8 protein-coding genes are annotated in these 12,106 nt (G+C 38.4%); 3 read left to right on the plus strand and 5 right to left on the minus strand.

Features of this window, described 5'->3' with window-relative positions; all coding sequences use genetic code 11:
* Positions 1-106 precede the first annotated feature (106 nt).
* Positions 107-1,408 (minus strand): dicarboxylate/amino acid:cation symporter, encoded by a 1,302-nt coding sequence (locus MED134_RS03545; protein WP_021778737.1) that lies wholly within the window; start codon positions 1,406-1,408, stop codon positions 107-109.
* A gap of 110 nt (positions 1,409-1,518) precedes the next feature.
* Positions 1,519-2,583: a chorismate synthase gene (gene aroC / locus MED134_RS03550; protein WP_021778736.1), complete on the minus strand. Its 1,065-nt coding sequence runs from the start codon at positions 2,581-2,583 to the stop codon at positions 1,519-1,521.
* Between the two features lie 171 nt (positions 2,584-2,754).
* On the opposite strand from aroC, the gene MED134_RS03555 reads away from it, so the two are divergent.
* Both MED134_RS03555 and MED134_RS03560 read left to right on the plus strand, forming a co-directional pair.
* Positions 2,755-3,573 carry a UDP-2,3-diacylglucosamine diphosphatase gene (locus MED134_RS03555; protein ID WP_021778735.1) on the plus strand — a complete coding sequence of 273 codons (819 nt, stop codon included), beginning with the start codon at positions 2,755-2,757 and terminating at the stop codon, positions 3,571-3,573.
* 48 nt (positions 3,574-3,621) lie between these two features.
* Complete coding sequence (locus MED134_RS03560; protein WP_021778734.1) at positions 3,622-4,458, plus strand: hypothetical protein; 837 nt, start codon at positions 3,622-3,624, stop codon at positions 4,456-4,458.
* Here the strand turns inward: MED134_RS03560 and MED134_RS03565 are convergent.
* Entirely contained in the window at positions 4,455-7,367 is a 2,913-nt protein-coding gene (locus MED134_RS03565) for an FAD-binding and (Fe-S)-binding domain-containing protein (protein WP_021778733.1), read from the minus strand. The two genes, MED134_RS03560 and MED134_RS03565, sit on opposite strands and share 4 nt — an antisense overlap.
* Positions 7,368-7,453: 86 nt before the next feature.
* Here MED134_RS03565 and MED134_RS03570 point away from each other — a divergent pair, with 86 nt between their 5' ends.
* Positions 7,454-7,948: a hypothetical protein gene (locus MED134_RS03570; RefSeq protein WP_021778732.1), complete on the plus strand. Its 495-nt coding sequence runs from the start codon at positions 7,454-7,456 to the stop codon at positions 7,946-7,948.
* A gap of 7 nt (positions 7,949-7,955) precedes the next feature.
* On the opposite strand, the gene bshA is transcribed toward MED134_RS03570, so the two are convergent.
* Positions 7,956-9,083, minus strand: a complete 1,128-nt coding sequence (bshA, locus tag MED134_RS03575; RefSeq protein WP_038597030.1) for an N-acetyl-alpha-D-glucosaminyl L-malate synthase BshA — start codon at positions 9,081-9,083, stop codon at positions 7,956-7,958.
* A gap of 92 nt (positions 9,084-9,175) precedes the next feature.
* Positions 9,176-12,097, minus strand: a complete 2,922-nt coding sequence (locus tag MED134_RS03580) for a glycoside hydrolase family 3 N-terminal domain-containing protein (protein WP_021778730.1) — start codon at positions 12,095-12,097, stop codon at positions 9,176-9,178.
* Positions 12,098-12,106 lie beyond the last annotated feature (9 nt).

Raw genomic sequence — 12,106 nt, forward strand, 5'->3', positions numbered from 1 at the left:
TACAAGTAGAAAATCTCCTAAAACTACAATACTAGACTCGCAAAAAACGACGCAATAAACCTTCTTAAATTATGATATTGATAATGACAAATAAAAGCTAGCGCTTCTATCCCTTGTAGTTATCATCCCAGTCTTTAACCTTAGGATCACCTAGCTTATCTACAGACTTTGCAACTACCATAGATACCGCAGCATCACCAGTCACATTTACTACTGTGCGACACATATCAAGAGGTCTATCTACAGCGAAGATAAGTGCAAGTCCTGCCTCAGGTATTCCTGCATAACCTAGTACACCCACAAGCATTACCATACCTGCACCAGGTACTGCAGCACTACCTATTGAAGCTAGTGTTGCTGTTGCTATAATACCTAGTTGTGTACCCAGTGTAAGATCCATACCAAAAGCTTGTGCTATAAATACCGCTGCTACAGCTTGATATAAACTAGTACCATCCATATTGATAGTCGCTCCTACAGGTAAGACAAAACTAGCCACCTCTTCCTCTACACCTAAGTGTTCTGTAACTCGCTCCATTGTTACTGGTAATGTAGCAGCGCTAGAACTTGTTGAGAATGCTAATAGTTGTGCTGGAGAAATACCATTAAGAAATGATGCTGGACTTCTTTTTGTAAAGATGATAACGATGAGCATATAAACGCCTATCATACACAATAGACCAAGTACAACCGTAAATGCATACCAGCCCAGGGCTTTAAAAAGATCTGCATTAGGCGACTCTACCACAAGGGCTGCAAGAAGTGCAAACACACCGTAGGGTGCTGCGAGCATAATGAGATCTACCATTTTAAGTATCACTTCATTTACACCATCAAAAAAGCTTTTTACCGTCTTACTCTTTTCTTCTGGTATTAAAATAAGCCCTATGCCAAAGAATACTGCAAAAAAGATTACCTGCAGCATATTACGATTACTTGTCGCTGCCGAAAATATATTTTGTGGTACAAGGTCTTCAAGAGCCTGCAATGGTCCTGTTTCTTTCTGTGCCTTTGCAGTTTCTTTATATTTATTTGTACTATCTGTATAACCGTCTACAAGCTCTGTACGCGTCTCGTCTGAGATAGATTTACCAGGAGATACAATATTTACTAAAACAAGCCCTATAGACACTGCAATAACCGTAGTGACAACATACGTCCCTATAGTACGCCCTCCCATCTGTGAGAGCTTAGATATATCTTTAAGATCTGACACTCCTTTAATAAGTGCGGCAAGTATTAATGGTATTGCAATTAACTTTAAAGAGTTAATAAAGATGGTTCCAAAGGGTTTTATCCAGTCACTTACAAAGTCCTTTCCCCACTCAAAATTTGTCATAATGAGAGCAAAAACAACTCCTAAAACCATTCCTATTAATATTCTCCAGTGTAACGCAAGTTTTTTCATAAAGGTCTTAATATTTACTAGGCACGACGTAAAGCCACGCTATATCGATATAGTTTATACAAAAGCCTACTTTTTAGTAAGTGAGCTTTTTTTTGAATAAATAAATTATGCTACAATCTAACAGATTTATCTCGTAGTACAAAATCTGCAATCACAAGTGCTGCCATTGCTTCTACTATAGGCACCGCTCTAGGGACTACACAAGGATCGTGACGCCCTTTACCTTGCATCTCTACAGTTTCTCCGGCGGCATTAATCGTTTCTTGCTTTTGCATTACAGTTGCTACCGGCTTAAACGCTACTTTAAAATAAATATCCATCCCGTTTGAGATACCGCCTTGCACGCCACCACTAAGATTGGTCTTTGTAGTACCGTCATTATTAAAATGGTCGTTATGATCTGAGCCCTTCATCTTTGCTCCCTCAAAACCGCTTCCATACTCAAAGCCTTTTACAGCATTTATAGAAAGCATAGCCTTACCTAACTCTGCGTGTAGTTTATCAAACACAGGCTCTCCTAACCCTATGGGTACGTTTTGTATCACGCAGGTTATAACACCTCCTATGGTATCACCTTGTTTTTTAATTACTTTAATTTTTTCTTCACACGCTTTCGCGAAAGCGGGATCAGCACATCTTACATCATTTTTTTCAATCTCATTAAAGTCAAGTTCTTGATATGGAGTATCCATCGATAAATCTCCTACCGCACTTGTAAATGCGTGAAAGGTAATGCCTTTTAAAAATTGCTTTGCAATCGCTCCAGCTACTACTCTACTCGCAGTCTCTCTAGCCGAAGATCTTCCACCACCACGATAATCGCGATTACCATATTTTTTATCATACGTATAGTCTGCGTGGCTTGGTCTATAGGTGTCTTTTATATGACCGTAATCTTTAGATTTCTGATTTGTGTTTACAATTTGAAAACCTATAGGAGTCCCTGTAGTCTTTTCTTCAAAAATACCAGATAAAAAGTCTACCGTATCCGGTTCCTTACGCTGGGTTACAATTTTAGATTGTCCTGGTTTACGACGATCTAGATCTCTTTGTATTGCATCAAAATCTATCTCAAGACCTGCAGGACATCCATCTATGATTCCTCCTATTGCCTTACCGTGAGACTCGCCAAAAGTGGTGAGTTTAAATATCGTTCCGTAGGTATTACCAGCCATTGTACTTGTTTTCAACAAATGTAAATTGAAAAGCTCATAATCAAAAACTAATAACTCACTTAATGATTAATTAAAGTAGCTCTCAAATCATAACAAAAACTTTTAAACCACTTAACCGCCTATTAACAATTACATTGTGTTTTATAAAGAACTTGCAATCAAAACGATACATTGAAGAGACCTGTAGAAATAGTTGTACTTTCAGACATACATTTAGGCACTTACGGCTGTCACGCTACAGAGGTTTTTCAATATCTAAACTCAATAAAACCAGAAATTCTTATCCTTAACGGTGATATTGTAGACATCTGGCAGTTTAGAAAACGGTTTTTCCCAAAAGAGCATCTTAAGGTTATTAAAAAGATCATCACACTCGCCTCAAAGGGTACACAGGTGTACTACATTACGGGTAATCACGATGAGATGCTTCGTAAATTTAGCGATGCTGTTATGGGTAATATCCATCTCATAGACAAGTTAGTACTTAACCTAGATGGTAAAAAAGCGTGGTTTTTTCACGGAGATGTTTTTGATGTCTCCATACAGCACACCAAGTGGATTGCAAAACTAGGCGGATGGGGTTACGACTTTTTAATACTCTTTAATAGGCTACTTAATAAATGGCTTGTAAAAATGGGAAGAGAGAAATACTCGCTCTCTAAAAAAATAAAGAACAGTGTAAAAGGAGCTGTTAAGTTTATAAATGATTTTGAAAACACGGCCACAGATTTGGCTATAGAAAACAAGTTTGATTATGTAATCTGTGGTCACATACATCAGCCAGCTATACGTAAAGTAAAAAATCATAAAGGAAGTACCATATATCTTAATAGTGGAGACTGGATTGAAAATCTAACATACCTAGAATATCACGATAAAGAGTGGAGCCTCAAAAACTACAGAGCAGAGTTTGATAAAACCTCTTACATTGAAGAAGCCTTAGACCCTATGTATGATCTTAGCGCGTTGTTGCCTAATGTCTTAAAATAGCAGCTAGGCATTGTTTACTATATTTGTTTTAAAGCAAATAAGTACATTATGAAATTTTACACACTCCTCGCCTTATCCCTTTTTATAACTTTTATAAGTTGCAGTGACTCAGATGAGGATACTCAGAGCACTACAGATATGAGTGAGAGTGAGGACCAGATGGAAGATACTCCGGTTTATAGCTACTACTCTTTAACCACTGGAGATAACTGGCAGTATAACGTTACCACAGATGATATGGACACTACACAAGACAATCTTGAGGTAATAGGACTTACCGAAATTAATGGATCAAGCTTTACAGACTTTGAGTCAAATGTAGATAGCGCAGGCTTTATTACAAATCTTATCGCTGCTGGTGGACTTGTAGAAAGTGAAGGTACCCTACGTTACTCTGGAGAAGTGACTATACCACTAGATGAGACTAATAATATCTCGCTGCTTATACCAGTAATAAAACTTTATGATCAATCCATTACGACAGCAGGCACACAAGTAGACCAGATTACACAAACTATTACTCAAGAAATAGAAGGAATCCCTGTTACTATAGATGCATTTGTTACATCTACTAGTGGTAATACAATAGAAAATAGTAGTATAAATGGAGTGACATTCCCGCGTGTTCTGACAGCAACACTTACTATTAATGCTACTATAAGTGCATCTATACTAGGTGTACAAGTAACACTTCTTGAGTCACAAGATGTTATCGTAACTACTAACACCTATGCTCAAAATATTGGTCTTGTAAATTCTGATCTTGATTTTCAATATGAATTTGAGGACTTAAGCAGCTTTGGTGTAACACTCCCATTTCCTGAGAGTACTTCTAGTTTTACTAATCAAGTGATTACTACTTATGATGTCGCTGGTGATGATTAAATAAGCGCTTGTCTTAAAACCGTAACAGGATGCAAAGCTACACGTTGTGTACCATCCTTTATTTGGTGTCTACAGCTAGTCCCGTTTGCAACTATAACAGTGTCATTACCTGCCTTACGCACTGCGGGAAATAAGGTTTGCTCACCTACCTTCATACTCACTTCATAATGCTCCTTCTCATACCCAAAGCTGCCCGCCATACCGCAGCAGCCAGATGGTATAATGGTAGGCACATAGTTTACCGGTAAATTAAGTATTGCAAATGTGTGTGATACAGATGAGAGTGCCTTCTGATGGCAATGCCCGTGTATTTTGAGTTTTTTCGCTTTCGCGGAAAACTGCTCTGCGGTAATGACTCCTTTTTTAATTTCATTATGTAAAAACTCTTCTATAAGAAATGCCTTTGCAGCTATTTGTTTTGCTATCTGAACGTCATCTGCCAGTCGAATATATTCATCTCTAAACGTAAGCAAAGCCGAAGGTTCTATACCCACTATAACAGTATCATCACCAATATCTTTAAACGCCGCAATGTTTTTATTTGCCAAAACTTTTGCTTCATCTAAAAATCCTTTTGAGATGTAAGAACGACCACTATCGTGGTTTGTAATTACCTGCAAGTCGTATCCAAGCTTAGTTAAAAGTACAACAGCATCTTGCGCTATTGATCCATCTAGATATTGTGTAAACTCATCTATATAAAGAACAACTTTAGTTTTGGATATAGCTGGAGTACTCACATTAGTACAGCGAGCTACATTACTCTCTTGAGGATTTAAAAACACCTCAAGTTTAGGCAAACTACGCTTTTTTGCAATACCTAAAGTGGCTTTTGCAACACCACCAGTTACCGCTAGCATTGTATTATAAAACCTAGGAGCTACAGCTCCTAGGTTATTAATCTTTGTGTTATGCGCAAATAATTTGGTGCGTAAACTACTCCCATTAGATTTTTGATATTGATACTCAAACTCTGCTTTGAGCGTAGCAACATCTACATTACTTGGACACTCGCTTGCACACGCTTTGCAACTAAGGCATAAGTCAAAAACATCCTTAAGTTCCTTGTGATTATACTTATTTGCCTTTTCTGAAGTTGTTAAAAACTCACGTAAGGTATTGGCCCTCGCTCTAGTTGTATCTTTCTCATCACGAGTCGCACGATAACTAGGGCACATAGCACCTCCAGCGCTAGGCATCTTTCTACAATCACCACTACCATTACATTTTTCGGCTAGGCGTAGTATTCCTTGATTGTCATTAAAATTTAATAGCGTCTCTACCTCTGCTTCTTGACGACCTACTTCATAGCGTAAATTTTGATCCATAGGAAAAGCATCTATTATCTTTCCGGCATTAAAAATATGATGAGGGTCAAAAGCACTCTTAACTGCTTTCATCATCTCATAATTTTTTTTACCCACCATAAGTGGTATGAACTCTGCACGTACAATACCATCACCGTGCTCACCACTCATTGAGCCATTATATTTTTTAACCAGATGCGCTACATCTGTAGTAATCTGTCTAAAGAGCGATACATCTTCCTTTTTCTTTAAATCAAGTATAGGTCGTAAATGCAACTCTCCAGCGCCCGCGTGTGCATAATACACTGCATCTTGCTCATAACGGTCCATAATAGCTGTAAACTCGTCTATATAAGCCGCTAGATCTTCTAGAGCCACTGCCGTGTCTTCTATACAAGCTACTGCCTTCTTATCTCCTATTATATTTCCTAAGAGCCCCAGGCCTGCTTTCCGCAACTCCATAGCTTGAGCTATTTCAGCTCCTTCCAGTATTGGAAAGGCATAACCTATTTGCTCCTTTTGTAAATCTGTAATAACAGCACTGGCTTGTGCTCTTGCTCCTTCTAGTGTATGGTCGCAAACTTCTAGCATTAATATTGCTGCCGGATCACCGTCTACAAAAAATCTATTTTTGAGCTGATCACGATTGTTTTTTGTACAGTCTAAAATCACTTTATCCATCATCTCGCAGGTAAAGAGATTATGACGCATCGCAGGTACAACAGCTTTAAGACAACTAGTTAAATCCTCAAAATGCGCGGCTACAAGTACATTATATGCAGGAGGTAACTCGTCAAGTTGTAAAGTGATTTCTGTAGTAAAAGCAAGCGTACCCTCACTTCCTGCGAGTAAACTACACATATTAAAATCTTTTCCACTTACGTGAAAAGGGTTCATTTGTGCCAAGTAATCTAAGGCATAGCCCGTATTTCTTCTATGTATCTCAGGTTTTGGAAAATGTGCTGCAATTTCTGCTCTTGATTCCTCGTCTTTTAGTGATGTATAAATTGTGTTGTATATACTTCCTTCTAGGGTGGTGTGTGTCAACTTTTCGCGAAAGCGTACTTCATCTAAATTTTCAAAAGTAGCCTCACTACCATCAGATAAAATAGTTTTAAGTTTTACCGTCTTATCTCTGGTCACACCGTACTGAATACTAGTGGTTCCGGAAGAGTTATTACCTACCATACCGCCTATCATACAGCGGTTTGCAGTAGATGTATTAGGTCCAAAAAACAAGCCGTGAGGCTTTAAAAATAAATTAAGCTCATCGCGTATCACTCCGGGCTGTACGACAACCTGTTTCTTTTCTTTATCAAAAGAGATGATGTTTGTAAAGTGTTTTGACACATCTACCACAATCCCATCTCCTACACACTGTCCCGCTAGGGATGTTCCTGCGGTGCGTGGTATGAGTGTGATGCTATTTTGTAAAGCATACTCACATAAAAATTTAATATCCTGCGCTGTTTTAGGAAGAGCAACAGCTAGCGGAATTTTACGATATACAGATGCATCTGTCGCATAAATAGTTTTATGAAGGTTATCATAGTAAAGTTCTCCTTCTAACTGCTGCTGTAGTTTTTGTAATTGTAAGTTCACAAGGTTAAAAATAGATAAAATTTTATGCAGTCGTTAACGTTATAGAGATAGTGTTCTTAATAATTTTACACTTAAAATAAATAACTATGAAACATACAATATATACCCTACTTCTCTTTATAGGACTTAGCGCAACAGCCATAGGGCAAGAGATCTCTCCAAATGCTATAGGTTTAAGACTGGGCGATAATAACGGTTTTAGCACAGAGGTAAACTACCAGCGAGCACTAAGTGAGAATAATAGACTAGAGCTAGGCCTCTCGTGGAGAACGGGTAATAATTTTGATGCTATAAAAGGTACAGGTATTTACCAGTGGGTATGGAATATAGATGGTGGCTTAAACTGGTATGCCGGAGCAGGTGCATCTGTAGGGTCTTTTGATGTAGATGACGATTTTCCTGGATTTGACAATAACGACAGTGAGTTTTTTCTCAACGCAGCTGGTGATATCGGGATTGAATATAGGTTTGACTTCCCACTACTACTCTCTCTAGATTTTAGACCAGAGGTAGCAATACTTAATGACTTTGATGATAGTCTTGAGTTTGACGTAGCACTAGGTATTAGATACCTTTTTTAAGAGAAATCTAAGCTTTTACTAAAGCTCTTTCATATAACTCCTCATAAAGCGGTACAATGTTTTGAATATCAAACTTGGCCGCTTCTTTTTTGGCATTAGTTTTAAACTGTTCCAAGGTAGTATCATCCTCAAGTATGCGTATAGCATTTTGAGCCATATCTGCAATGTTACCTACATTACTTAAATAACCAGTTACACCATCTACATTTACTTCTGGTATACCACCGGCATTACTTGATATAACCGGTACACGGTTTACCATAGCCTCTAGCGCTGCAAGCCCAAAACTCTCTGCCTCAGAAGGCAGTAAGAAGAGATCAGAAAAGCAAAGTATTTTATCTATCTCATTACTATTACCTAAAAATCGTACTTTCTCCTCTATACCTAGTTCTCTCACGCGCTGCTCTGCCGCTTCACGTTCTGGCCCCTCACCTACCATAAGAAGCTTAGAAGGAATCTCAAGTTGTAATCGATAAAACACTTCTATAACATCAGAGATACGCTTTACCTTTCTAAAGTTACTTATATGAGTTACTATACGCTCTTCTTCATTTGCCATAAGGCTGCGCTGGCAGTCTGTAAAACTATCATCTACAGCGGTGTAGTCTATAAAGTTAGGTACTACATCTATTTCTTTTGTGATATCAAATAAGCGTAGCGTATCCTGCTTTAAACTTTCTGAAACAGAGGTAACAACATCACTATTATTAATACTAAAACTTACTGCTGGTCTATAAAAAGGGTGACTCCCCACAAGAGTTATATCTGTACCGTGAAGTGTGGTTACCATAGGCACTTCTATTCCCTCTTGCTTGAGCATTTCTTTTGCCATATAACCGGCATATGCGTGTGGTATTGCATAGTGCACGTGTAAGATATCAATGCTCTCTTTTTTTATAATACGTACTAGCTTACTAGACAAAGCAAGCTCGTAAGGTTGATAATGAAACAGTGCATAGTCTGGTACATTTACCTCGTGAAAATGAATATTGTCATTAAGCAATGCAAGTCTCACTGGCTGCTTGTAAGTAACAAAGTGTACCTCGTGACCTCTTTTTGACAAAGCGATTCCAAGTTCGGTTGCTACTACACCACTTCCTCCAAAGGTTGGGTAACAGACAATTGCAATTTTCATAGTACGGTTTTTTGGGTTGTTTCTTTTACGCTTTCGCGAAAGCGGACTCATACACTTTATAAGTAGTACAAGTAGCTCATAGCCTTACAAATTTAATCAATTAAAGATTGATAAATCACCTCTTGAATGGTGGTTCTCAATCCTGATTTTATAAGTGCTCTATTGTCCATAGTAGGAAATGTTCTGTTAGATAAGAACACGTAAACTAACTCATTTTCTGGGTCTGCCCAAGTGTAAGTCCCTGTAAAACCGCTATGTCCAAAACTCGTCATAGGCACACAACCGCAAGTAGGGCCTCCACCACTAAGTTGTGGTTTATCAAAGCCTACACCTCTGCGCACTTTATTATCACAATAATTACAGGTGTTAAAGCGGTCCATTGTTTCTTTTGAGAAATAGCGTTTGCCTCCATAATAACCATCTTGAAGATACATTTGCATTAACTTGGCAACATCATTTGAGTTTGAAAACAACCCGGCGTGGCCACCCATATTACTTTGCATCGCTGCTCCCATATCGTGTACATATCCTTGTACTTTCTGGTTGCGCCAGTAGGTATCATTTTCTGAGGGTACAATCATTTCTTTTTTAAACTTTCTAAGGGGTCTGTAGCCGGTGTAATTTGCACCAAGCGCATTATAAAAATGACTGCTTGTAATTGCATCAAGATTTTGCCCATAGTAATCTTCTAGAAATTTTTTCATCAGGTAATAAGGCAAGTCGCTATACTTATAAGATAAGCGAGAGCGCAAGTCACTGTCTGCTATTTTCTTTATGATGGTGTCTGTGTATCCGGTGCGCAGGTACATCTTCTCTGCCACTTTAATATTATAATTAGGCGAGTATGAGGTACTGTAGTAATCATCTAGCGGTTTTTTTGTAACCGAATCTAGCGTGCTCACGTAAAACGGAATCCACGCCTTGAATCTACCATAATGAGAAAGGGCCTTCTTAAGTGTTATGTTTGCTTTATTACTACCCTTTAGTTCTGGTATAAGCGTACCTAACTTATCTTCTAGATCGATACTTCCCTCACTCTCAAGCTCCATTAAGAGCGGTAATGAGGCAAGAATTTTTGTCATAGAAGCAATGTCATACATACTCTCTGGACGTACAGGTTGCTTTTTATTATAGGTGTGATAACCAAAACTTTTATCATAAATTACCTTTCCCCTGCGCGCTACAAGTACCTGCGCTCCGGGCATCATTGCTCTTTTAATCCCTAAATTAACAAGAGAGTCTATCTTAATATTGAGCGTGTCTGAATCTACACCTACCTCTTCTGGTATACCGTAAGACATTCTTCTTAAGGTTCCAGACTGTAACCCTGTGCGTATAGGTGTCTCACCTAGCGATACAGGTAATCTTCCTTTACTGGGGATTGCTCCAAAAATGAGCTGCGCACTTTTTTCTTGTGCTAGTTTACTGTTTTGGTAACTATGTATTATCGCTTCTATATCTTGTGTGTCTTGCAAGTCTAGCATTGCATACGGACGCACAAAAAGATCTAGTACTACCGTTTTAGTTTTGGCTATCTCCTTAATCCAGCGTATGTTTTCTTTTGTAAACTTATAGGACTTCCAAGGGTTTGCATTAGATCTGTGGAAACCAATAATCACATAGTTAAAATCGGTTAGTTTTTCTTGAGTGGCCTCTAGGGTTTTTGTTGTAATATTTTCAATAGAAGCATACTTGCGTAGTTGCTGTTTAAAAGCCGAACCGTCATCATCACCAAGACCTACATAAGCTATCTTTTTCTGGTCAATATTTGTAACTGGGATAACGTTATTATTGTTTTTTGTAACAGTAATTGCATTTTCGATTGCCTCGCTATATACGATATCATCGTATCTAGAATTCAGGTCATTTACTAGATTTTTAGTTGAGACAGGCTTATGGTTGTGTAAGCCTACTTTGTATTTGGCATATAGTATCTTCTTAACAGAATGGGCTAACCGCTCTTCTGTAATCTCACCTTGCTGTAATGCATTTAAAATTTTGGCGGAAGCCGAAGGAACATTTTCACTTATGAGTAAGATATCATTACCTGCCTTAAAGGCTGCGAGGTCAATATCTCCAGGTTCTTTAAAGTTTGCAGCGCCTTTCATATTAAGGGCATCTGTAAATATTAAACCGTGAAAGAGGTAATCTTCCTTGAGCATTTTTGTAACCACCGTAGGTGATATACTTGTGGGCACACCTTCTTCTGGCACAAGTGCTGGTACATTGAGGTGTGCTACCATAATGCTGGCAATACCATTTTCTATAATAGGTTTATAGGGATACATCTCTACACTCTGAAGTCGCTCTTTTGTAAAATTGAGAGTAGGGAGCGTTTTATGACTGTCTTTATCTGTATCTCCGTGACCAGGAAAATGCTTTGCACTGCCTAAGACACCCGCCTCTTGCATTCCTTCCATAAAGGCAATTGCCTTTTCTGTAACATTTATTTTATCTTCTCCAAAAGAGCGGTTACCTATAATAGGATTTGCAGGGTTGATATTTATATCTACTACAGGAGCAAAGTTAATGTGTACACCAAGACGCTTTGAGTGCTCGCCTATGCGTCTCCCCACCTTCTTTACAATATTATTATCTTGTATGGCCCCTAGTGTCATATTCCAAGGGAAAGCATATGTGCTATCTAGTCGCATTGCAAGTCCCCACTCTGCATCCATACCCACGAGGAGTTTTGTTTTTGACATTGCTTGAAACTCATTATTGAGTTTTGCCTGTCGCATAGGGCCACCTTTAGAGAATATGAGACCGCCTATGTGCTCTTCTTTAATGAGCTTTTTGATTTTATCTATCTTGACCTGAGGATCACTTGAGAATATGTCCACCATAAATAGTTGACCTATTCGCTCTTTTGGAGTCATTTGTTGATAGACAGAATCAACCCAAGCGCGTTGAGCCACAATATCATTTGCATATAAGGGGTATCGCTCTTGACCGAAAGCAAAGGTGGTAAATAAAAGAAATAATAGTATGGTAAGATTGCGTGTAAACGCCATATAATCTAA

The sequence above is a fragment of the Dokdonia sp. MED134 genome (genome assembly GCF_000152925.2).
Classification (GTDB): domain Bacteria; phylum Bacteroidota; class Bacteroidia; order Flavobacteriales; family Flavobacteriaceae; genus Dokdonia.